Here is a 22,007-nt window from a genome sequence, read left to right on the forward strand (position 1 = left end):
GGTCCCGAACTGCCCAGTTCTGACCGCTGCTGAGGGGGTCTCAGGGCACCTCAGAGCCCCCGAGACATCGCGTTAGTGCGCCAAATTTGGCCGATCATAATCCGCGTGTCGGGGGTTCGAGTCCCTCCTCCGGCATGATGTGATGTCTCGGGACATCGGTCTCAGTTCGGGGGGCCCGGCCATCGGCCGGGCTCTGTGTTTTGGTTGCGCCAGTAGCTGCGGTTGGGGTCGATGTGGTGGACGGAGAGCACTTCGCCGGTGGTGGTGGTCGTCGGCGAATGCGAGGACGCGTTTGCGGGCGTGGACGGTGCCGAGTCCGAGGTGTGCATGCGGCCGGCGCGGCGGATCGTCATGCGGCCTTTGGGATCGAGTCGGTCGTAGCGCACGCGGTAGTGCCCTGGGGCGTGTCCGTTGCTGGCGGGGGCGGCCTTTGGGGTGGCGCGGTAGGCGTCGCCGGGGGTGCGCCGGTGCAGCGCTCGGTGCGGGCGGCGCTCGTTGGAGTGCTTGCGAAACTCGTCGCGCTGGCGTTGGAGTTCGGGGAGCGTTCGGGCGGGCGGTCTGGCGTTCAGCCAGCGCTGCAGAGTCTGGTGGAAGCGCTCGGTCTTGCCTTGGGTTTGCGGGTGTCCGGGGGATCCGTTCTTCTGGCGAACACCGAGGATCGGTAGGAGGTCTTCAAACGCGTTGCGGCCGCCGCCGAACCGGGCGGTGTAGACGCGGCCATCGCGACCGGCCGTGGCTGATCAGCGTGAAGTCGACCAGCAGTCCCGGGACGGTGGCTTCGGCGGCCGACCAGCTGGCGTCGCTGTCCGGCCTGGACGGGGTCGCCATCCTCGTCGTGCCATTCATGACACCCGCCGGGGCGAAGGCCGCCGCCCGGCGCGGGCTGAGCTGGATCGACTTGTCGGGCAACACGCACGTGCGCGACGACGACCTCTACAAGGCGATCGGCCGCCAGGACGCCATCACCATGTTCAACCTCGGCGCGGCGCTGGGCTTCGTCGCCGACCGCGACGCCCTGGCCGACCCCTCCGGCTTCTGGCTCGTCGACGACGCCTTCAACGACACGACACCGCCGGTCTATGCACGGTGATGACCCACGAGATCGGCCACCTGCTCGACCTCGACCACGCGCCCGCCCCGGCAAACGTCATGTCCCCCACCTACCGGGCCGACACGGAGACCTGCACGACCGCGTTCCCACCCAAGCCCGCGCCTCCATCGCCGCCCGCCGTCGAGCCCCCGCCGATCGACACCCTCGACCGCGTCGCTGGGCGCACGCCAAGCCCGTCGCGCCGGCAGTGATCCTGCATGGCGCCCACGCGTTCGGCGCACGGCGCGCTGGCCAACACGCAGCCGGGCCGCCTCGTGGTCACCTTCTACCGCCACGGGCCGGTCCTGGGCTGCGCCGACCACGCCTGCCGCCAGCACACCCCCTGGTCCCTCCGCGGCCCCATCGTTCGCCGCACCGTCCGCTACAACCCGGTCAGCGAGACGGTGTCCGCCGTCCGCGCGCCGCGGAACTGGGCGATCGCCACACTGCAACTTACCCAGCCCGGCACCCGCCCCGGCCTCACCGTCGCGCTGCTGCCCCCGCAGGTGCACACAGTGAAGTTCCGCCACAGGACGGCCCATCTTGAAGCTCAGCACGGTGCCGGTGATCACGCCGATCGGGAACAGAGCGATCATCACCCGGCTCCAGCGGCGTGATCGTCCAACACAGCGGGTTGCCGGTGCGCTGCCCTAACGGCTTCATGAGCAGCACCAGCACTGGGAACGCGATGCCGAAGCACATCAGCGGGACGTGGGCGGTGAACAACAGCGCCTGCGTCTGCCGCGCCTGAAGCAGGTGATCCTGCGCGGCCCGGGCAGAGTGCGAGCGCGCTGCTATTAGTCGAGGAAGACGTTCACGTCCTTCACCTATCCGGGTCCTCCGTAGGGCCACGCCCCCGATGAACCCCAGCCGATCGAAGCACCGGTTCCCGGCGGCCGGTCTGTTGACGCAACGACTGGCCCACGCCGAGGATCGCGCGCGACTCGAGCGGTTCGTCCTGAGCGAAGACCGCCGTCTGTGCTGGGCGCGGGACGCCGCCGATCAGCCGTACGAGCGGCGCCGGGCTCGCGCTCGGCGAGTCGATCCATCGTCTTCCCCGTCGGGCCGTTGATTGGGCAAGACGCCGGCGAAAGATGCGCACGAGCAGGTACGGGCTCACGAGCGCGGCCGCGGCGAGCGCCACGAGCGCGACAAGGGCCGCGCACGCGAGGACCACGACGGCGATCACGGCGAACTCCGGGACGAGCAGAAAAAGGAGCACGATCCAGACAACGGCGACGCCGGGCATCCACTCGACTGCGTAGGTCATGCGATCGAGCGTCCCGCGGCGCGGTCGTTGTCCGTGACGCGGGCGCCCCGGCGCACCTCCAACGCCACGCGGTCCGACGGGTGGGCGACGGCGCCGGCTGTCGTCGCGAGCACGACGATCGACGCGGTGAGATGACGAAGCTCCACGGCGTTCTCCAATCGGTAGCGAATCGGCTTCCAACCGTAAGCGCGCCAAGGCGGTCGGCAAGCGGCGTCCGCTCACGGCCCATCGCCGAACGCGATCACGCGTGAGCGCGTCGGAGGCGACACTCGTCGGCATGACGGCGACCCCCGCCCGCTCGTCAACGAGAACCGGGAGTTCCACCCATGGCCGATCGCCGGCAAGAGCGGCCGGCCGCGCCAGAAGCCCGACCTCGTCATCGCCGACCGTGGCTATGACCACGACAAGTGCCGCCCGCTGCTCTGGCGGCGCGGCATCAAGCCGCTCATCGCCTGCCGCGGCACAACGCAAAAGCAGACGCTCAATCTCACGCTGGGTCGCCAGGGCACCCAGGACGTCCCGGTCGGGATGGCGCTCGAAGGTCTGACCGCAGCCAATGTGGCCTGCCAGAACGCGGGATCGTCGGCGTGACTCGCCGCGCGAGCTGCGGTCGCGCGATCAGCCAGAGGCGTAGGGCATCGTCGCCTGTGCCAACAGCTCGTTCGGCTTGCGGTTTGAGTCAGCTGTTCCCGCGATTGGGATCTCCACCTCGATGAGCGTTCCGCTTCCGGACGGGCTCTCGATCTGTATCCGACCTCCGAGCGCCTCGATTCGATCCCGCAGCCCCGTCAGTCCGGACCCTCGGTTGGAGTCCGCGCCGCCCACACCGTTATCGCGAATCGAAAGCACAAGCATGTCGTCCTCGACACGGAGGGAGACCCACACGCGCGTGGCGTTCGCGTGCTTTGACGCGTTGGTGAGCGCCTCCGAGACGGTGTAGTAGGCGGCTACCTCGACATGGTCCGGGAGCCGTTGCTCGAAGCCCATGTCGAGCTTGACGCGGACTGGAGAGCGGCGCCCGAGTGCTTTCAGCGCCGGCGAGAGACCCCCCTCGGAGAGGATCGATGGATGGATACCGCGTGAGAGCTCACGCAGTTCGTCGATGGCCATCGTCAGACCATCCGCAACGCGGGTGAGATCGGCGCGGAGCTCGTCGGCTCCCGTCGGAAGCTTCGCACCGGCCCTGCGGAGCGCGACGGTCAGGGTGACGAGTCGCTGCTGTGCTCCGTCGTGCAGGTCGCGCTCGATGCGGCGGCGGGCGTCGTCGCCGGCTGCAACTATGCGCGCGCGTGAGGCGGCGAGCTCTGCTCGGCTGTCGGCGTTTGCGATCGCGGTGCCCAGCAGCTCGGCGAACTTCTCGAGGCGCTTCTCCGCGTTGACCGGGAGGCGTTTGTTCATGGCCGTGACCGTCACGAAGCCCCATTGCTGCCCCTCGACAACGATCGGGGCCCCAACCGATGAGACGGCGCCGATCTCCCGAAGCAGGTCAGCCATCCGGCCGGAGATGTGTTCGAAGTCGCTCCGCTCGACGCGGGCGTGGCGACCTGTCCGGTGGACCAGCGTCGATGCCATGTAGTCCTCGAGCTCCCAGCGCGATCCGGTCGAGACCCCGCGGATGCCGTCGCTCACGCCAACGACGACCATCGCCGATCCATCGGCTTCGAAGCGCCCGACGTACGCTTGCGAGGAGTCGAACAGGCCCCCCATTTCGTTCGTGACCGCCGAGAAGATCTCCTCAGGGCTGACGCCGCGCGCCACCAGCGTGGCCACCCGCCGCAGCGCCGCCTGCTCGTCGGCCAGCTCGCGAGCGCGCGCCTCCGACGCTGCCAGCTCGGCGCGCGCCTCGTAGTTCGCGATCGCCGTGGCAACCAGCTCGATGAAGTCGTGGAGACGATCCTCCGTTCCCGCGGGAAGTGGCACCCCTGCCCGCGAGAAGACGCACATCTTGCCCCACACGGCTCCATTGACCACGATTGGACCCGCACAACCGGAACCGAGCTGCGCCGCACGCGCAAGCTCCCCAACCATTCCCGGCGCCGTCGAGAAGTCATCGACTCGCGCGGGGCCGCGCGTGTCAAAGACTGCCGCAGCGAGGCTTCCAGGCTCTCGTGGCGTCCTGGTACCGACGCCGAGGAATCGCTCCGCTCCTGCGAGGTCGGGCCGAAATGCCTCGCCGAGCGTGAGAGCCGTTCCGTCGGCGTCGTAGCGCGTGACGATCACGCCGGGCGCGTCCAAGACGGATGCGACCTCTCGAGCGACGGTGGAGAAGAGCTGCTCTGACACCGGCGCGCGGGCGACCATCGTGGCCACCCTCCGCAGCGCCGCCTGCTCGTAGGCCAGCTGCGCGAGGCGGTCGCGGGCCTGACTGTCCGCGATCGCGGTCGCGACCAGCTCGGTGAATCGGGCGAAATGCTCTTCGGTGCCGGCGGGGATCCTTGCACCCTGCTTGGCCGCTCCGGTCATGAACCCCCAGATGGAGCCGTCGACGACGATCGGGACGCCGACGATCGAGAGCATCCCGTCCTCTCTGACGGCGGCGCCCAGCGGTCCCGGCATCGTCGTGTAGTCCTGCTTCCGCGCCGGGCGCCCGGTGGCGAGGATCATCCCGGCCACGCCCTCGTCCTCGACAGGCCAACGACTCCCGACCGTGAAGCTCGTCTCGCCGGCGATGCCCACCATCGTGAACGTCCGGTCAGGGCCGTAACGCTGCAGGGCCACGAGAGGCACATCGATGACGTCCGCGACCTCCCTTACGACGGCGGCGAACAACTCGTCGGAGCTCGTGCCCTTCGCGACGAGCGTCGCGACTCGGCGCAGGGCCGCTTGCTCTCCGGCGAGGGCGCGCGCGCGCGCCTCCGAGGCGGCCAGCTCGGCGCGGCTCTCGGTATTCGCGATCGCGGTGGCCACCAGCTCGGTGAACTTCTCAACCCGCTTCTCCGCGTTGGCGGGCGGTTGGTCATCCCCTCTCCAGCTCGCCGCGATCACGCCCCAAAGCGCGCCGTCGACGACGATCGGCGCCCCGACCGTGGCGTTGACGTCGTCGCGACGGAGTACCTCGGCGATGGTGCCGCTCCCGCCTTCGGCGAAATCGAGTCGCGCCGAGCGTCCCGTGCGCAGGATGCGGGCATTCACGCTGTCGCCGTCGAGCGGCAGACGCACTCCGGTGCGGACGATCTCAGGGCTCTGGCCGCGAATCGCCAGGACCGAGATCTCGTGCTCGTTCTCGTAGCGGGCCAAGCCGGTCTGGGCTGCTCCGAGCAGCTGGCCGACCTCGGCGATGACGGCGTCGAACACCTCAGCGGGCGCGGCGCCCTCGGCGACGAGCGTCGCGACTCGCCGTAGCGCCGCCTGCTCCTCCACGAGCCTCGACAGCTCGTCACGCGCTTCCGCGTTGGCAATTGCCGTCGCGACCAACTCGGTGAACTCCGCGATCCGCGAGTCGGTCTCTAGCGGAAGAGGCTCGCTCTGACTCGTGACGGCGATCAGCGTGCCCCACAGCCTGCCTTCGGCGACAATCGGAGTGGCGACGCTCGAACGAATGCCCAGGACACGCGCCATTTCGGCGACCGGGCCCGTGGCCTTCGCCCAATCGTCGAGGCGAGCGGCCTCCCTCGTTCGAAATACGGCGGTGACGACGTTCTCGCCCTCCAGCGTGAAGCGGGCGCCCAGCGGAGGCGGGTCCCACGGGGTATCTGACTGCGCGACGAGCGTGGCCGTCCCGTCGCGCTCAAAGCGAAGCATCCCGACGGCCTCCACGTCCAATACTCGCGCCACCTCTTCCGCGACCGTCTCCAAGAGCTCGACCGGCGAGGCTTCGCGGGCTACGAGTGTTGCCACGCGCCGCAGCGCCGCCTGCTCGTCAGCGAGCTGGCTGAGTGCGGCGCGCGACTCGGCGTTCGCGAGCGCCGTCGCGACGAGATCCGTGAAGTCTGCCAGCCGCGCGCCCGTGTCTTCGGGAAGCGATGCGCTTCGCGGCGAGAGAAGCACCATCGCGCCCCACACGCCCCCTCCGACGACAATCGGGCTTCCGACCGCAGAGCGCATCCCTGCCGCCCGAACCGCACCAGCGCTGTCCCCGGGCACCTGCTCGTAGTCCTCGACGCGCGCGGCGCGACCAGTACGCCGGATCGTTGCCAGGAGCCCCGGCGTGTCGAACTGCCAGCGCGAGCCGATCGGGAACGGCTCGTCGCCAGTCTCGCTGAAGCCGCCTACCACGACCGCGGCGGTCGGCTCGTAGCGGATCAGTCTGACCAATGAGACCTCGAAGACGCGCGCGACCTCCTCGGCAACGACAGCGACGAGGCGTTCAGGAGACGACTCGTAGGCGACGAGGGTTGCGACCTGCCGCAAGGCGGCCTGCTCCTCGGCGAGCTCGCGCAGATGCCTCTCGGCCCGTTTCGTCGCAGAGATGTCGCGCAGCGCGCCGCAGATGAGGACCGGCTCGGCCTCGACCAGGCTCAGCGCCAGCTCGACAGGAAACTCGCTGCCGTCCGCGCGCATGCCGGTGAGCTCCACCCGGCGCCCGAGCATGTTCCCTTCGCGGGTCTTCACGAAGCGAGCGAAGGCGGCGCTGTGGCGCTCGCGAAGCGAAGGCGGCACGATCAGCTCGGCCATCGTCCGCCCGAGCGCCTCCGTGCGGGAATAGCCGAACGTCCGTTCGGCGGCCGGGTTGAACTCGACGATGCGCCCTGACGCGTCCGCCACGATGACGCAATCGATGGCCGCCTCCAGATACGCGCTCAGGTGCTCCCCCGCCCTCGGGCGCGGCCAGCCCTCCTCGACTTCCGCGGCGCGCTCACAAGCGTCCCCGCGCGGCGGGGCAGCTCGCTTCCTCCCAGGTTCGCGAGCGCGCTCTTCGGCCCTGCCGAGCGCCTCGCCCGGTGCGGCCCTGGCGCGCCGTCGGTCTGACCGGCGGACGAGATAGGCCTCGCCCTGACCCAGCGGCTCTGCCACGGCGAGCGATCCGTCGCCCATGGCGATCTCGCCACCGCTCTCGGGAATGTCGAGTGGCTTTGGGTGCGCCAGGCGGTCGCCGATGAGCAGGTAGCCCTCTCGGTTGACGAGCAGATCGCTGCTCTTCGTCGTGAGATCGCCGTAGCGACGCCGAAGGCGGTCGTCCTGGTCGCGCCGGTGCTCCAGCAGGCATTGCTCCGTCGTCCTCGCCGCACCGGCCACGAGCTCCAGGCTTCCGGGGTGGGCGATCCTCCAGGGGCTCGAGAGATCGATGACCCCCATGAGCCGGCCGGAGACCGGATCGTGGATCGGAGCGCCGGAGCAGACCCATTCGCGGTGGTGGTAGCTGAAGTGCTCGAAGGCGAACACCTGGACCGGGTGATCTGCCGCCAGCGCCGTACCGACGCCGTTCGTGCCGTTGACGGTTTCGCTGCACCGCGCGCCCTCGACGAGATTCATCTCGGCGGCCTTCGCCTTGAGCCACTCGGCGCCGCCCAGATAGAGCGTGAGCCCGGACGCATCGGTCACCTGGACCAGGCTGTTGGACTCCTCGGCCAGCATCTGAAGTGGCTCTGCGAGCACGTGCCTGAGCAGTCCGAGCGGATGCTCGAGCCAGCGCTCACGCGTCTCTGACGGGTCCGCCTCGATCGCGGGCAGCGGATCGATCGCCTCCAGGCCCGTGGCCAGCGTGCGCCGCCACGAGTCGACGATCGCGGGTCGCAATCCCGCCGTCATCTCCGGAGGGAGCTCGGGGCCGAGGGCCCCCTCACCGAGCGCGCCCTCGCCGACCAGGTGGTCCCAGCGCCTCTGCAGCACTCGAGCGCGCGTCAGCAGATCAGTGTGCGCTCCGACTGCTTGCCACGGCGATGGCATCCCCCTGGCGATCATACGCCCGGGCGGACCGTTCGGCGAGCGTTCGAGTCCATCCGCAGACCGGTTCTGGGCAGTCCGTGCTTCCCAGCAGGCTGAGCTGCGTTTCGCCGATCCTCGCGAGAGGCGGTCGCACCGGCTACATGCTCAACCGTCGCGTTACCGATATCGAGGAGCTCCTCGACGCGGCGGGAGGGGTCAGCCATGGCCGGCCGGTCGTAGACCCACGATCATCAGACCAGTTGGGCCTCGTCGGCCTCGTCGCCATCGATCGAGGCGAGCATCCGACGGACGCTCGCCGCGGACAGTTCGCTCTTCGCCAGAAACCCGATGGCCGAGCTCGCCCGGATGAGGTCCGCGTACTCGGCCTCGTCATAGGTGGAGATCAGGATCACGTAGGGGGCGGCGCCATCCCTCGGCTCCTTGGACAACCGGCGAGCGGGCTCGAAGCCGCTTTCGCCGCCGAGATCGATGTCGACGAGTGCGACGTCTGGCCGCAGTTCGGCGATCTGCCGAAGTCCCTCGGCCACGGACGCGGCTTCCCCGACGACCTCGAGGCCCTGCTCCACGAGCAGACCGCGCATCTCCGCTCTGAAGCTCGCGTTGTCGTCGACGATCAGATAGCGCAAGAGGTCGGACGTGCACGATTCCAGGAACGGCCGCGGCGCACCATTGGTGCTACCCCCCAGAACAGGCACCCGGATAGCCCCAATGGTCAACAGGAAGCGATCGAGCTCACCCCGCCAGGGCGGCAGACGACCACATCGACAATCGAGCTACACCACAACCGGCGACTTCCTTCGCAGCGCGCCGAGGACGCTCGCAGCGCTGCCCATCGGCCGCTGCGCAGCAACCGAGAGCCGAGCGACCAGCTCGGCATACACCCGCGAGGCATGCTCCTCGCGTTCGAGTGCCGCCCGGTAGCACGAGAAAGCGAGCCGGCGGTCGGGCGAAGAGGCGGCCGACCACTGCTCATGGGCCTCCCACACGCAGACGCACTCCTCCCGCCAGTCGACATATGCGTCGACGAATCTGTCCACCAGCTTCCTATCGAGATGTCGATTCACCGAAGTCATCACCCAAATCGCTCCCGGCGCCGCGACGGTCACGCCGAGCGTGTGGACGCGGCGCCGCCCCGCGAGTCGGCTGTCGCCGATCGCCCAACTCACCGACGAGGTGCGCGCTCGGTACGTACACAACAGCCCCCGGACCTGACGCGCCGTTCAACTCCTGCCGACGAGACGCGACGCACGGGCCAGCATCGACGCCTGCAGTGGTGCCCGGCTGAAGCGGTCATCATCGCGACGCAGGTGTCCGGGGTCGTATCCGAGCCGCAGGTGCGCGCGTGGGTCGCGGCGGTACAGCGTCACGACACCATCTGTCCAGTCGACCCGCCAGCCTTCGTCTTCAAGCGGCATCACCCGTCCGGGCCGCCGCCGGCTGCCGTAGCAGGTGATCACGATCGGATACCGCTCGACCGAGGGCATCATCTCTAGCTCCCCTTCTTCTGGGCATACAGGGCACGGGCACTCACCGTTTCGCGCGCGGCCAGTGGTCGCCGTCGGCGCTGAGCGGGCAAGCCGTCACGGGAGTCGCTGACGAGTCGCAGGTGCGGGTGACCGGACTGCGCGCCCAGCTCCCTGCGGCCGGCGGCGAGCGCTTCGGCGATCAGGGCGCCAGAGTGCTCGAAGCTCGTCGGCTGCACGCCGGCCGAGTTCGGCGCGGGCATGACCACGATCTCGGCATCGCCCGCGTATCGGGCGATGTCGGATTCGAGTCGGCTCGTGACCAGGAGCCCGAGTCCGTAGATCGCAGCGTCGAGCGCGGTCTTCGCGGGACGCTCGGACGGTCGGTCGCGACGCTGGGCGGGAAGCACGTAGATCCGCTCGGCGCCGAGCGCGACGGCGTGGGAGATCGGTGCGTTGTTGACGACGCCACCGTCGACCAGGCGTCGCTCGCCCATCGCCACGGCGGGATATATCCCGGGGATCGACGCGGACGCTGCGATCGAATCGACGGCAGGTCCTTCGGAGAGCAGCACCTCGCGGCCCTCGTTCAGATCGAACGCGACGACATGCAGCGGAATGGGAGCCTCGGCGAGGTCCGCGAACTCGAGGTATCGGTGCGTGAGTGCTCGCAGCCCGCGGTCGGGAACCAGATGGTCGCGTCGTCCGCAGAAACCGCCGATAAGGGCGCTCATGCTCACCGGGAACAGGTCTTCACGGCGGAGATCGCCCCAGATGCGCGCAAGCATGCGAGCCGTCGCGGCGGTTTGCGGCCGCGACGCGATGAACGCCGCGTTGAGTGCTCCGGCAGATGTCCCGACGAGGAGGTCAGGCTCGATTCGGTGCTCGTACAGCGCCTGCAGCATCCCGACCTGCGCCGCAGCAAGGCTCGCGCCGCCCGACAGAACGAATGCGGTACGCGGGCGGTGGGTGCCGACGGCGGTGATTCGCCCGCGCTGGGCAAGGACGCCATCTCCGGAGCCGACGCGTGGATGGTTCATGGCACGTACCGGAACGGGTGGCGAAACGCGTCGGCCGCGTTGGGCGCGGGAACGCCGAACGCAATCAGGTCATCGCGCCGAGCGTCGTAGACGACGATCTGCGTATTGCCGGTCTCGCGATCCCACTCGAGCCTCACGGTGAGGCCGTCGCCGGATCGGGTGTCGAGCTCAACGAACATCGCGCGATCCCAAATCAACCCAACTGGAAGGCGGCAGCTCCTGGGGAGCGGTCGCCGCAAGCATCTCCCGGCCCTTGCGCTGCAGCGCGCACAGGTAGTCAAGGTGCGCCGCCCAGGACCAGTCGCATCGGAGACCATCCGCCAACTCGGCCGTGTCCGCGTGAGCGTCAAGCAGTTCGTAGGCGAGCGCAGCCAGACCGGCGCCCGTCTGAGCGTCGCGTTGAGGATCGTCGCCGGCACGTGTGTCGGCGACCCCCGCGTGAGGAGTCCGGGGCACCGGATGAGGGCGACGACCGGCCGCGCCAAGCCGCACTCCAACGAAGGCGACACCGGCGCCAACGACCGCCTGCACGGTGGTGGCCGTTGAGGGGGGCAGTCTCATGCGGCGACCAGGCCTCGGTCCGAAGCAACCCGGTTCGGCGTGCGCGCCACGGCTCGCAGAAGCGCAACGGTCGGTAGATGCTCGGTGTGCCGAGCGGAGACGATCGCTGTCGCCAAGACCGGGCTGTCGCCGTCCAGTGGGACGAAGCGAACGCCCGCATCCGCGTAGCGCTCGCCGACGCATTCGGGTAGCAGCGCCATCCCGGCACCCGACGCGACCGCCAGCAACACGTGGTCGACGTGACCGTCGGGCATCTCGACGAGGGTGGGCGCCACGCCGGCGGCGGAGCAAGCTGCCAGCACGGCGTCATAGAACGGCCGATCTGCATCGCGCGGAGGCACGACGATCCGCTCCGGAGCGATCTGCGCGAGGCTGACGCAAGCCTTCACGGCGTGCTCGTGGCCGACCGCGAACACCGCCACGGCTCGCTGCTCACCCAGCGGTGTCACGCGAACTCCGCTCGCAGGAACTGGAAGCGACACGACTGCGACGTCCAGGTCGCCTGTGCGCACCGCATCGACAAGCTCAAGGCCGGACCCCGGCTCGAGCGTCGCCTGAAGATTGGGCATGCTGGTGACAACACGCCGCAGAGTGCGCGGGACGCTGGTCAGCAACGCTGTCGGCACGTAGCCAATCCGCAGGACACGGCCCGGACGTTCGCTTGCGCTGCGGGCCGCCAGCTGCGCTGCGTCTGCCTGACGTAGCACCCGATATGCGTGGGGCAGCATTGCGCCGCCCGCGTACGTCAGCTCGACGCTTCGCTTCGTGCGATCAAACAGCCGAACGCCGAGCTCGTCCTCGAGCTTGCGAACCTGCTCTGAGACCGCTGGTTGAGCGACGTGCAGTCGCTCAGCCGCCCGCCTGAAATGCAACTCCTCGGCGACTGCGACAAAGTATCTGAGGTGACGAAGCTCCATGGTCTCCCGTCCATTTGGTCGGTGCCTGTGCAGCATCGCCAAGGAGAGGCTCCGCGTCTTCACGGCCAGCGCCCAATCCAGGCCCCGGCCACCCTCCAACCTTGGTCTGCACGCTAGCTGGGCCGGGCTACCCGGGTCCCCGCTTTGGGGGCTAGCACCAATGGTGCGGTGCGGCCCGCTTTTGCCATCGTGAGGACGGCATGTCTGTGCGTGTTTTCATCGTCGACGACAACACGGGCTTCCGAGAGGAGATCCGCGCGCTGCTGACCGAACAGGGGCTCGAGGTCGTCGGGGGCGCCGGATCCTCGACCGAGGCGCTTCGGCAGATCGCCGAGCTGCGGCCGGATGTCGCGCTGATCGACATCGACCTCAGCGGGGAAAGCGGATTCGAGCTGGCCCGCCAGGTGAGCGACCAACCAGAGAAGGCGGCGCTGACCCGCCTGATCTTGATCTCGACTCACGATGCGGCCGAATACGCCGAGTTGATCGAGACGAGCCCGGCGATCGGATTCCTGGCGAAGACCGAGCTGTCAGCGGAGCGGATCCGACGGATGCTCACCGATCTCGACGATCGAGCCGCGGAAGCGTCCTAGCTCGTCTGGCACGCGTCGAGAAAGACGACCACCGCGAGCACGCGGCGATGATCGTCGTTGGTCTCGGGCAGTCGCAGCTTCGTCAGGATGCTGTGCACGTGCTTCTCGACGGTTCCCTCGGTGATCCACAGGCGCCGGCCGATCCCGGCATTTGAGCGGCCTTCGGCCATCAGAGCGAGCACCTCGCGCTCGCGGCGAGTGAGTTCCTCGAGCGGATCGTCGACCTCCCGAGCTGCAACGAGCTCTTGCACCAATGCGGGGTCGACGACCGAACCGCCGCGGCTGATTCGGCCCACGGCGTCGAGGAACTCGTCGACATCGGTGACGCGGCTCTTGAGCATGTAGCCGATGCGGGGCCCGCTCGCGAGCAACGTCATCGCGTGCTCCACTTCGACGTGGGCGGACAGGATCAAGAGCGCCGTCTCCGGAAACTGCTCGCGGATCGCCTGGGCGGCCTCCAGGCCCTCCGTCCTATGCGCCGGAGGCATGCGAATGTCGACGATCGCGAGATTCGGCTGTTGCTCGCCCACCAGCCGCATCAGTTCAGACCCGTCACCTGCTTGGCCGATGACCTCGTACCCGCCGCGCTCGAGCAGGCTCGCGAGGCCCTCGCGCATCAGCACGTCGTCCTCGGCGAGGACGACGCGCGTGCCCTCGGTGCCGTCCGGATCTACATGGGTCACCCGGGTGAGTATCCCGCAGCAAGGCCGGCGAAACCAGGCCAGAGCCCCTCTGGAGGAGAACCACCGGTCAGACCTTTGACGTGGATCGCTCGCCGGAGCCTCGGTCGGGCGCATGATCGTGCTGCGACGCCGTCGCCGGGGCCGGCCGTCGAAGCGGTGACGGACCTGCTCGCACGCACGCCCCGCCCCGGCGCGGTGATGCACGCGGGAGCGGCACTCCGGTGGCACCGGGCGAAGCGAGCGAGCCGTCGGGCAACGCGATCGTCACCTCTTACCCGCTGATCGGCCATCACGTTCGAGCGCCTCGAAGTGCTTGCCTACGGTCAGATCACGCGAGTAATCACATGGATCATCACCATGCTCGAGACGGCCCACGTCCAAGGTGACGAAGCCGCTCGGTCTCGGTGTGAGTCCCCTACCAGAAGGGTAATCGCAATGTCCCTCAAGGACCCTGTGCTCACTGGACCGCGCGCCGGGCGCACCGTCACGTACGGGAGTGGCTCGAGCGCCGAGCTCAAGCTGGCCGGTGAGCAGGCGGGCGGCGACTGGGCCGTCGTGGAATGGCAGGTCCGCGCCGGCGACGAGCCACCGATTCACACCCACACGCGCGAGGACGAGACCATCTACGTTCTCGAAGGCTCGATCACCGCGTTCGTCGGTGACCAGCGAATCGAAGTGGAGGCCGGGTCCTATGCGGCGCTCCCCAAGGACGTGCCGCATGGCCTGACGGTGCGCGGTGATGAGGCGCGGCTGCTCGTCACCGTCGAGCCGGCGGGCGCGGAGTACTTCTTCGTTCCCCGCGACGACGGCGATGCGGATCCGGATCGGTTCGGCATCGTCCTGCACCAGCCCGCTCCGACCGGCTGACTGCGCGCGGTCGGGAGTGGCGCCGCCCGCCGGCGACGTCCTCCCGACGGCCGTCGCGACCTGCGACGGAGAGCAGGCGGTTGGGAGTCCCCATGAGAACGTCGCCGCTGAGCTTCAGCGCTGTGGGACTTGGCCGCTGCGACTGCTGGCATCGGCGGATGGGCGCCCCTGAGAGTCAAGTCACCGAACCTGGACGCTCTGGCGCCGGTTGAAGAGTGACGCCCCTGCCGGGCTTCGCGGCGGGCGGCGCGGAGGCGAGCCCGTAGGGCGAGCCGGCGCGCCGCCCGCCGCTCAGTCGGTGGGCGCCGCGGTTCGGGCGAGGTCGCGGTCGCTGAGGCGGTGGCCAGCGACCTTCGAGGGCGAAGATCTCGGCCTGGTCGACGAGTCGGTCGACCATCGCGGCGGCGCGACGACGTCGTCGCCGAACATCTCGCGCCGGCTCGAGAACGGCTTCGTTGCTGGTGACCAGCAGCGAGGCGCGTTCTCGCGCGTGAGACCACCATGAACATCCGGTTGGCGGCTTCGCGCCTCGACCGGATGCAGCCGACCTCGTCGACGATCACCACCGGTCGAACTGACAGACCTGCCCGGGCCGAGGGAGGGTCAGTCTTCACGCGGCGCCGACCGCGCAGGCCGCATTGGCTGAGCCAGGGCCGACACTCGCTTCGCGCCTCCGATCTCCTCCTTGATGGCTTGGCGACGCGAATCACGGATGGAGGTCGTGCGGGCGACGGGCCCCAGGCGCTGCCGGTCACGGCGGAGGCGAGCGCTGGTCCACAACGGGTCGTCGGCGCCATGAGAACGGGCTGGCCGCAGCCGAGCGGACCAGGGAAGGCTCCGGACTCGGGGGTCCGGATCAGCGTTTGCGGCTGCTGCCGCTGTCGCCGCGAAGGCGCCCGAGCGCTGCCCCGAGCAGGACCCGGAGCTCGACAAGACAGGCCACCGCCATCAGGCCCTTCGTCCACACGGGCAAGTCGCCGGTTGAACGTGACCGCAGGACGACCATCATCCCTCGCCGCTGTCCCCGAGGATGTCAAGCAGCGTCGCCACCAGGACCACGATCTCGACAACCAGGACGACGAACAGCAACGCGGTTGCCCACCACGACGCAATCAGCACAGCGGCCGCGACGAGCGCAGCGATCATCAAGACCGAAGCCGCCACCTCAGGCAGCAACAGATCGCCGGCGTGCAACTGCACCTCGCCGCCCACCAACCGCGCGAATGGCGCCAGCGCGAACCGGTGAAAACCGGCGCACATGGCGGGCACGATGGCCGAACCGCACACGGTCGGCCGACCTGGTCGCGGTCAAGCGTGTGGCAGAGTCACCTTGCTTGTCCATTTCACCCTCTGCATCGCGGCGATATACGTGAACCACCCGAAAACCGGGTACGGGAGCGGCACGGCTCAGACACGATCGCTGAGCTGCGCGCGCAGCATCCACTGCTGGTGTTCGAGCGTGCGTACGACGTCGACGAGCACGTCCTGGGAGACCGCGTCGCGCTCGGCGATCCGGTCCATGCGCTCGCGCGCGGTCTCGCTCACCTGGGCGATCCGGTCGGTGATGGCCCGTACCACGACGTGGCTCTCGGTCGCCTCGGCCGTGACCTGCGACAGCGGCGATCCGGCCGCGACGGCGCGAGCTTGCCCGTCCGGCACGTAGCCGAGGGCGACCGCTCGCTCGGCGACTACATCGGCGAGATCGCGCCAGGACGCGACAAGCTCGTCGAGCTCTTGATGCACCGGCCGGAAGGCGTGTCCTATGACGGCCCAGTGCAGCTGCTTGCCGATCAGCGACAGGTCGACGAGCTCTTGCATCGTGGACTCCAGCTCGTGAGCGATCGCCGCCCGTGAGTGCGGCTCGGCGAGCGCCGGCAGATGACTCGAGGTGCTGGGTGAGGCCATGATCGTTTCTCCCTTTGTCGGGTTCAGCTAGGCGCGCGGTAGCTCCAACCGCCACGCCCCGGTGAGGTGCACCACATGGCGGCCGGGCAGCGTCGCCACCACGGCAGCGATCTTGTCGCAGACCGGGCAGCGCAGGACCGCCCCAGCGCCGAGGTACACGCGGTGCGCGGCGACGGGGCGCTGCGTGCCGCATGACTGGCACGTGTGCGGCGCGGCGGTCATCTCCGCACCGAACAACTCCTGAAGAAGACCGCCCAGCGCGTTGCCGTCCAACCATCGTGCGTCGTCGCTCATCTCATCCTCCTGTGGCACCGAATCGCTCGAGGTGAATCGCGGCGCTGTCGTGGCCGAGGCCCAGGAGCAGATCGGCGGCCCGCTCGACAAATGCCGTCGGCCCGCACACGAAGATCCGTGGCCGTTGGGACGCCGGCGGGCCGACCCGGCTGAGCATGTCCGCGTCGATCCTGCGCGCGAAGCCCGGCCAGCCCGCCGGGGGCTGGCGCGTGAACGTCTGATGCACCGCGAGCCCGTCGCCGCCGCCGAGCCGTGTCAGCTCGTCGCGATACAGGACGTCGTCGCTGGAGCGAGCGGACAGCAGCAGCCGCGTGTCCACCGTGCTCGACTGCGCCGCACGGTGGCGCACCATCGCCATCAACGGCACAAGCCCCGATCCCCCGGCCACGAGCAGCAGCGGACCGCCGTCCTGGATGCGCCACACGAAGTACCCGCCGATCGGGCCACGGAGCTCCAGCGCATCACCGCGACCCAGCTCGTCGGTCAGATAGGGCGAGACCTCGCCGTCCTCGAGCCGTTCGACCGTCAGCGCAAGCGTTGCGTCCTCCGGCGCCGAGGCGATCGAGTAGGAGCGCTGCGCCTGGTATCCATCCTCGGCGGTGAGACGGACGTCGACGTGCTGGCCGGCGCAGTGCCCGTGCCAGCCTGGCACATCCAGCACCAGGGTCTTCGCGCGGGGGGTCTCGACGATCACGTCTCTGACGGCGGCGAGCCGCCACTTGATGTGGGTCGGCGCCACGCTCAGTCCCCCTGATAGCGCTGCTCTTTCCAGGGATCGCCGTAGTTGTGGTAGCCGTAGGCCTCCCAGAAGCCGGGCTCGTCGTCCTCGCGCAGCGCGAGCCCGCGGACCCACTTCGCGCTCTTCCAGAAGTACAGATGCGGGACCAGCAGCCGCGCCGGGCCGCCGTGCTCGGGCTCGAGCGGCTCGTCCCCGTACTCGTAGGCGATCCACGCCCGGCCACCGGTGATGTCCTCGAGCGGCAGGTTGGTCGTATAGCCGCCGTCACACCACACGGTGACGTAGCCGGCGACGGTGTCGACGCCTTCCAGCAGAGTGTCGATCGACACCCCGGTCCAGGTCGTGTCGAGCTTGGACCACTTCGTGACGCAGTGGATGTCGACGGTCACGGATTCGCGCGGCAGCGCGACGAACTCCTCCCACGGCCACGACACCGGCTCCTCCACCGCGCCGCTGATCGTCAAGCTCCATTCATCCAGCGGCGTGTGCGGCGTCGGTCCCGCCGACAACACCGGAAAATCGCGTGTGACGTACTGGCCCGGCGGCACGCGCGCGGGATCGACGTCTGCACGGCGGCCGTGAAAACCTCGTGAGAACGGTGGCATGGGCTGAGCATGGCGGCCCATCGCTCCACCGACAGCGGAGCTGGCGATCAACCGATACGCGATCACGCTCGACGCATGCCGCCGGCCGACGGACCGAATGCGGGCGCACGTTGGGCCCCGTCCAGCTCTCATCCAGCTTCCCGACGGCCTGGGCGGGTGCTCGGCGAATCCTCGCGGCAGGTGCGCAGACCTCTCACCCACGGCCCGGTGTTGCGGGTGGTCGCCGACCGGGAGGGCACGCAGTTCAGCGCCCGGTTGGTCGGCGTCGTTCATCGCGGCCGTCTAGCCCCTCAGGACGCGTCGCATGGCCTCCAGCGCGGTGCCGAAGACGGCGTGCGACGTCAACTCCCACACGACCGCGGCCGGCGCCAGCCGCCACGGCGGCCGTTGCACTCCGAGCGCAGGAAGGAGGGAGCCATGCGTGCCCGCATACATCGCGAGCCCGGCGGGCACCCCTCGACCACGAGTCACCACGGCCCAGCGGCTCGCGGCGGCGAGGTAGGCGCTGCCGAGCGCCGCGCCGAAGCCGTAGTGGATCACCTGCTGCGCGCGCACCCGCTGACGAGCGGTCAGGCCGTGGTGGCCGAGCGCCGCGGCGGCGCGCCCGACGAGGACTGCGGGAGGCATGTTCTCGGGCCGCCCGCTCGGGTCCGCTCCCACCTCCTGCTTCTGGGCAGCGGACGGCGTCAGGATCCGCTCCGCGAGCGCCTGCAGCGGCGGCTCGCTGAGCGCCTTGACCCACGACGCCCCGAGGCCGGCGACGACCCCTCGGTACGAGTTGGCTGTGGTCGTCATGGCGTCGACTCCTGTACGTCGGTGGTGTGCGGGGGGACCGTGGTGTCCGACCGATCGAACTTCCCGTTCGTCGCGTTGCGCGCCGCCGACGGCGCCCCGAGGCGCTCGAGCAGGTGGTCACCGACACGCAGCGCGTTGGCGATTGCCGTCAGCCCCGGGTTCACGGCGCCCGAGGACGGAAAGAAGCTTGTGTCGACGACGTAGAGGTTGTCGATGTCGTGGGCTTTGCAGTGGACGTCGAGCGCGGACTGCCGCGGATCCGTGCCGAAGCGCACGGTGCCACACTGGTGCGCGATGCCCGCGAGGGGGATCTGCTCGCTGAGCACCGACCAGCGCGGGATGCTGGTCTGGTGGCAACCGAGCGGACCGAGCAGGTCCTTGAGCTTGGCCAGCAGCCGCTTGTGCGCCTCGGCGTTGTGATGGATCTTGGCGAGATGGATGTTCCCTTGGCGGTCGACCGTGACGCGGTTGTGCGGGTCCGGGAGATCCTCGGTGGTGAGCCAGAAGTCCATGGCGTGCCTGGCCACGTAGTCGAGCGCGCGGCCGGGGGCGAACCAGGGTGCGCCGGCGCGGAGGATGTCGCGGTCTGACTTGCCGAGCATCTGGATGTGCCCGAGCGGGAGGTCTGAGTCGCCGGCGCCCCAGTAGTAGTCGTTGAGGCCGAGCGTCTTCTGGAACTTGGTGTCGTTCGGCGCCTTGGAGATCGCGATCACGGCTGAGTTCAGGTGGGCCATGTAGTGCCGGCCGACGACGTCGGAGGAGTTCGCCAGGCCGTTGGGGTGCTTGTCACTCACCGAGCGCAGCAGCAGCGCGGCGGAGTTGGCAGCGCCGCAGGCGACGACGACGATGTCCGCGCTGTAGATCTCCTCCCTCCCACACCGGTCGACCACGACTCGCCTGAGCGAGCGTCCGGAGGCGTTCGCTTCCAAGCGGTGGACTCGGGCGTGGGTGCGCAGCGTGACGTTGGGGTGCTTGAGTGCGGGGCGCACGCAGACGACGTGGGAGTCGGCCTTGCCCTCGGTCAGGCAGGGGAAGCCGTCGAAGCGGTTGCAGCGCACGCAGCGGCCGGCGTCCGGGTCGGATTCGTCGAGGTCGACGCCGAGCGGGAGGTGAAACGGCTGATGGCCGGCGCGCAGGAGATCGTCGTGGAGCTGCTGGATGCGCGGCTCGTGGGAGACGGCCGGGTAGGGGAACGGGCGCGAGCGCGGCGGCTCGGTCGGGTCTTCGCCGGCCTGGCCGTGGACGAGGTAGAGCCGCTCGGCCTCGGTGTAGTAGGGCTCGAGGTCGGCGTAGGAGATCGGCCAAGCGGGGGACACGCCGCCGTAGTGCTCGACGTCTTGGAACTCGCGCTCGCGAAGGCGGAAGAGGGCGCCGCCGTAGACCTTGGTGCTGCCGCCGACGAAGTACTGGGCATGAGGCCGGAACGCGACGCCGTGCCGGTCGTACCAGCGCTCGGTGGTGACGTATCGCTCGCGGCCGAACACCTCCCTGGAGTCCCAGTTCTCGGGCTCGCGCGGGAGGTAGCCGCCGCGCTCGAGCAAGAGGATCTTCTTGCCCGACGGCGCAAGGCGGTGCGCGAGCGTGCCGCCGCCGGCGCCCGTGCCGATGATGATCACGTCGTAGGGGTCCACGCGTCCGCTCAGACGAGGGCGATCGGGGAGGTCCACGCGCCGGTGGCGCCGCGTAGCTTCGGGTGCGTGACGATCAGCGCGAACTCGCGCACGCCGTCGCGCGCGAGCTCCGACGTGTCGAGGTTCTCGACGATGAACACGCCGTGGTGCGCGTTGAGGAGCTGAGGGACCTCGAACGGCCGGTCGGGGTCCTCGGCGGGGACCGGACCGTAGCTCCAGGTGTCGCAGCCGGTGAGCGCGACGCCCCGGCCCGCCAGCCACCTGGCGAGGTCCCGGCCAGGGCCGGGCTCGCCGGCGAGGTAGGTCTCAGCGTCGTCCCAGTGCGCGCCCCAGCCGGTGTGGAAGAGCACCGCGTCGCCGGGCGCCGGATCGATGTTCGGGATGCCGATCAGCTCACCCGCGCCGAGCGGCGCGACGTCCACCAGCCAGCCGCGGGTCACGATCTGGGGCACCGCCTCGACGCCGAGGCGAGTCACCCCGGTCGTGCCTGCGAGCTCGGCGACGGTCCAGCCGTTGTAGCCGCGATCACCGATCTGCAGGTGGCTCAAGGCGTCGAGGTGCGTACCGATCTGCTGGGTCCCGGCAATCTGCTCGGTGATCCAGTTGACGCGGTTTGCGCCGAGGCCACCGCCGTTGGCGTGATGGGCGGTGGTGACCAGCGTCTGGCGGAAGTAGCGCCCCGAGAACGCGGGCACGTCCGCATCGAGCACTCGCCCCAGGTCGTACATCCGCCCCGAGCGCACAAGCCGCAGCGCCGCGGCGCGCGTCGCGTCGGTGACGTGATTGAGCATGCCGAGCTGGTCGTCGGAGCCGAACGGCGACGGCCACCAGCTGTTGCGTTCGCCGCTCACTCGGACGACCACGGCTCGCGGAAGTCCGCGTACAGGGTCAGGCCGCCGTCGACGAAGATCGTCTGCCCGGTGATGTAGGCCGCGTCGTCGGAGGCCAGGAACGCGCACACGCCGGCCATCTCGTCTGCGCTGCCGGCCCGGCCCAGCGGGATGTGGCTGGTGACCATCTCCGCCTTGACGGGGTCGTCGACCCAGGCGCGGTTGATGGGGGTGATGGTGGCGCCGGGGCCGACGCCGTTGACGCGGATGCCACGGCCGCCGTACTCGAGCGCGAGCGTTCGCGTCAGGTTCTGCATCCCGCCCTTGCTGACGCTGTAGCCGAGGTAGTTCGGCTTGGGGATGATCTGATGCACGCTCGAGACGTTGATCACGACGCCCGGCTTCTCGTCGGCCAGGAATCCCTTGATCGCCTCTCGCGCGCACAGGAACGCGCCCCGCAGGTTGACCGCGAGGACCTTGTCGAAGTCTGCGCTGCCGAGCTCGTCGGACGGTCGCGAGATCTGGATGCCGGCGTTGTTGACGAGAATGTCGAGGCCGCCGAGGCGCTCGGTCGCGTCGCCGACCATGCGCACGGCGTCGTCCTCGCGGGACACGTCGCCTTGAACGAGCACGTCGCGGACGCCGTGCTGCCGGACGTTGCGCACGCAGGCATGCACCTGGTCCTCGGTCCCTGCCGCCTCGTCGAGGGTGGTCAGGTAGTTGATGGCGACGTTGGCCCCGAGCTCGGCGAAGCGCACGGCGATCGCCTGCCCGATCCCGGACGAGCCGCCGGTCACCAGCAGGTTCTTGCCCTTCAGGCCGGACATGCCGACGCGGCGCGGCCGCGGATCACCGGTGGGCGCGGTCTGCGACACCGGTTCTTCTCCGATGCGCGGGT

25 protein-coding genes are annotated in these 22,007 nt (G+C 69.4%); 5 read left to right on the plus strand and 20 right to left on the minus strand.

Annotated features, from left to right (window positions below):
- Positions 1-161: 161 nt before the first annotated feature.
- Entirely contained in the window at positions 162-659 is a 498-nt protein-coding gene (locus DSM104329_RS29155; protein WP_407655930.1) for an integrase core domain-containing protein, read from the minus strand.
- An 86-nt stretch (positions 660-745) separates the two neighbouring features.
- On the opposite strand from DSM104329_RS29155, the gene DSM104329_RS17895 reads away from it, so the two are divergent.
- Genes DSM104329_RS17895 through DSM104329_RS17905 form a run of 3 tightly spaced genes read left to right on the plus strand, consistent with a single transcriptional unit; the run spans position 746 to position 1,707 of the window.
- The gene (locus DSM104329_RS17895; RefSeq protein WP_259311213.1) at positions 746-1,090 is read left to right on the plus strand and encodes a hypothetical protein; all 345 of its coding nucleotides are present in this window, start codon (positions 746-748) and stop codon (positions 1,088-1,090) included.
- A complete protein-coding gene (locus DSM104329_RS17900; protein WP_259311214.1) occupies positions 1,090-1,302 on the plus strand; it encodes a matrixin family metalloprotease in 213 nt (70 codons plus the stop codon). Before DSM104329_RS17895 ends, DSM104329_RS17900 begins: the two co-directional genes overlap by 1 nt.
- A 6-nt stretch (positions 1,303-1,308) precedes the next feature.
- A complete protein-coding gene (locus DSM104329_RS17905; protein WP_259311215.1) occupies positions 1,309-1,707 on the plus strand; it encodes a hypothetical protein in 399 nt (132 codons plus the stop codon).
- Between the two features lie 206 nt (positions 1,708-1,913).
- On the opposite strand, the gene DSM104329_RS17910 is transcribed toward DSM104329_RS17905, so the two are convergent.
- The 9 genes from DSM104329_RS17910 to DSM104329_RS17955 all read right to left on the minus strand — a co-directional run bounded on the left by DSM104329_RS17910 (position 1,914) and on the right by DSM104329_RS17955 (position 12,167).
- Positions 1,914-2,360, minus strand: a complete 447-nt coding sequence (locus tag DSM104329_RS17910) for a hypothetical protein (protein ID WP_259311216.1) — start codon at positions 2,358-2,360, stop codon at positions 1,914-1,916.
- Positions 2,357-2,506: a hypothetical protein gene (locus DSM104329_RS17915; RefSeq protein WP_259311217.1), complete on the minus strand. Its 150-nt coding sequence runs from the start codon at positions 2,504-2,506 to the stop codon at positions 2,357-2,359. Before DSM104329_RS17915 ends, DSM104329_RS17910 begins: the two co-directional genes overlap by 4 nt.
- Positions 2,507-2,978: 472 nt before the next feature.
- The gene (locus tag DSM104329_RS17925; protein ID WP_259311218.1) at positions 2,979-8,129 is read right to left on the minus strand and encodes a GAF domain-containing protein; all 5,151 of its coding nucleotides are present in this window, start codon (positions 8,127-8,129) and stop codon (positions 2,979-2,981) included.
- A gap of 287 nt (positions 8,130-8,416) precedes the next feature.
- The gene (locus DSM104329_RS17930) at positions 8,417-8,812 is read right to left on the minus strand and encodes a LytR/AlgR family response regulator transcription factor (protein ID WP_259311219.1); all 396 of its coding nucleotides are present in this window, start codon (positions 8,810-8,812) and stop codon (positions 8,417-8,419) included.
- Positions 8,813-8,959: 147 nt separating this feature from the next.
- Entirely contained in the window at positions 8,960-9,352 is a 393-nt protein-coding gene (locus DSM104329_RS17935) for a hypothetical protein (RefSeq protein ID WP_259311220.1), read from the minus strand.
- A gap of 54 nt (positions 9,353-9,406) precedes the next feature.
- The gene (locus DSM104329_RS17940) at positions 9,407-9,673 is read right to left on the minus strand and encodes a hypothetical protein (RefSeq protein WP_259311221.1); all 267 of its coding nucleotides are present in this window, start codon (positions 9,671-9,673) and stop codon (positions 9,407-9,409) included.
- Positions 9,674-9,675: 2 nt separating this feature from the next.
- On the minus strand, positions 9,676-10,689 hold the full coding sequence (locus tag DSM104329_RS17945; RefSeq protein ID WP_259311222.1) for a patatin-like phospholipase family protein: 1,014 nt from the start codon (positions 10,687-10,689) through the stop codon (positions 9,676-9,678).
- Entirely contained in the window at positions 10,686-10,868 is a 183-nt protein-coding gene (locus DSM104329_RS17950) for a hypothetical protein (protein ID WP_259311223.1), read from the minus strand. Before DSM104329_RS17950 ends, DSM104329_RS17945 begins: the two co-directional genes overlap by 4 nt.
- Before the next feature lie 378 nt (positions 10,869-11,246).
- A complete protein-coding gene (locus tag DSM104329_RS17955; protein ID WP_259311224.1) occupies positions 11,247-12,167 on the minus strand; it encodes a LysR family transcriptional regulator in 921 nt (306 codons plus the stop codon).
- 200 nt (positions 12,168-12,367) lie between these two features.
- On the opposite strand from DSM104329_RS17955, the gene DSM104329_RS17960 reads away from it, so the two are divergent.
- A complete protein-coding gene (locus DSM104329_RS17960; protein ID WP_407655848.1) occupies positions 12,368-12,760 on the plus strand; it encodes a LytR/AlgR family response regulator transcription factor in 393 nt (130 codons plus the stop codon).
- Here DSM104329_RS17960 and DSM104329_RS17965 read toward each other — a convergent pair.
- Positions 12,757-13,443: a response regulator transcription factor gene (locus DSM104329_RS17965; protein ID WP_259311226.1), complete on the minus strand. Its 687-nt coding sequence runs from the start codon at positions 13,441-13,443 to the stop codon at positions 12,757-12,759. The two genes, DSM104329_RS17960 and DSM104329_RS17965, sit on opposite strands and share 4 nt — an antisense overlap.
- Positions 13,444-13,878: 435 nt before the next feature.
- Here DSM104329_RS17965 and DSM104329_RS17970 point away from each other — a divergent pair, with 435 nt between their 5' ends.
- Positions 13,879-14,310: a cupin domain-containing protein gene (locus DSM104329_RS17970; RefSeq protein ID WP_259311227.1), complete on the plus strand. Its 432-nt coding sequence runs from the start codon at positions 13,879-13,881 to the stop codon at positions 14,308-14,310.
- A 1,005-nt stretch (positions 14,311-15,315) separates the two neighbouring features.
- On the opposite strand, the gene DSM104329_RS17975 is transcribed toward DSM104329_RS17970, so the two are convergent.
- The 9 genes from DSM104329_RS17975 to DSM104329_RS18015 form a co-directional block, all read right to left on the minus strand.
- Positions 15,316-15,597 (minus strand): hypothetical protein, encoded by a 282-nt coding sequence (locus DSM104329_RS17975; protein ID WP_259311228.1) that lies wholly within the window; start codon positions 15,595-15,597, stop codon positions 15,316-15,318.
- 120 nt (positions 15,598-15,717) lie between these two features.
- The gene (locus DSM104329_RS17980; RefSeq protein ID WP_259311229.1) at positions 15,718-16,215 is read right to left on the minus strand and encodes a Dps family protein; all 498 of its coding nucleotides are present in this window, start codon (positions 16,213-16,215) and stop codon (positions 15,718-15,720) included.
- Positions 16,216-16,242: 27 nt separating this feature from the next.
- A complete protein-coding gene (locus DSM104329_RS17985) occupies positions 16,243-16,509 on the minus strand; it encodes a DUF6510 family protein (protein ID WP_259311230.1) in 267 nt (88 codons plus the stop codon).
- Position 16,510: 1 nt separating this feature from the next.
- Complete coding sequence (locus DSM104329_RS17990) at positions 16,511-17,281, minus strand: ferredoxin reductase (RefSeq protein ID WP_407655931.1); 771 nt, start codon at positions 17,279-17,281, stop codon at positions 16,511-16,513.
- Positions 17,251-17,853, minus strand: a complete 603-nt coding sequence (locus tag DSM104329_RS17995) for a sulfite oxidase-like oxidoreductase (RefSeq protein ID WP_259316231.1) — start codon at positions 17,851-17,853, stop codon at positions 17,251-17,253. The genes DSM104329_RS17990 and DSM104329_RS17995 overlap by 31 nt, the downstream gene beginning before the upstream one ends.
- A gap of 282 nt (positions 17,854-18,135) precedes the next feature.
- Entirely contained in the window at positions 18,136-18,648 is a 513-nt protein-coding gene (locus tag DSM104329_RS18000) for a DUF1440 domain-containing protein (RefSeq protein ID WP_259311232.1), read from the minus strand.
- A complete protein-coding gene (locus DSM104329_RS18005; RefSeq protein WP_259311233.1) occupies positions 18,645-20,279 on the minus strand; it encodes a GMC oxidoreductase in 1,635 nt (544 codons plus the stop codon). Before DSM104329_RS18005 ends, DSM104329_RS18000 begins: the two co-directional genes overlap by 4 nt.
- Before the next feature lie 8 nt (positions 20,280-20,287).
- Positions 20,288-21,142, minus strand: coding sequence for a cyclase family protein (locus DSM104329_RS18010; RefSeq protein ID WP_259311234.1), 855 nt, complete (start codon positions 21,140-21,142; stop codon positions 20,288-20,290).
- On the minus strand, positions 21,127-21,936 hold the full coding sequence (locus DSM104329_RS18015; protein ID WP_407655932.1) for a glucose 1-dehydrogenase: 810 nt from the start codon (positions 21,934-21,936) through the stop codon (positions 21,127-21,129). Before DSM104329_RS18015 ends, DSM104329_RS18010 begins: the two co-directional genes overlap by 16 nt.
- Positions 21,937-22,007: the final 71 nt, after the last annotated feature.

It is taken from the genome of Capillimicrobium parvum, assembly GCF_021172045.1.
GTDB classification, from domain to species: Bacteria; Actinomycetota; Thermoleophilia; order Solirubrobacterales; family Solirubrobacteraceae; genus Capillimicrobium; species Capillimicrobium parvum.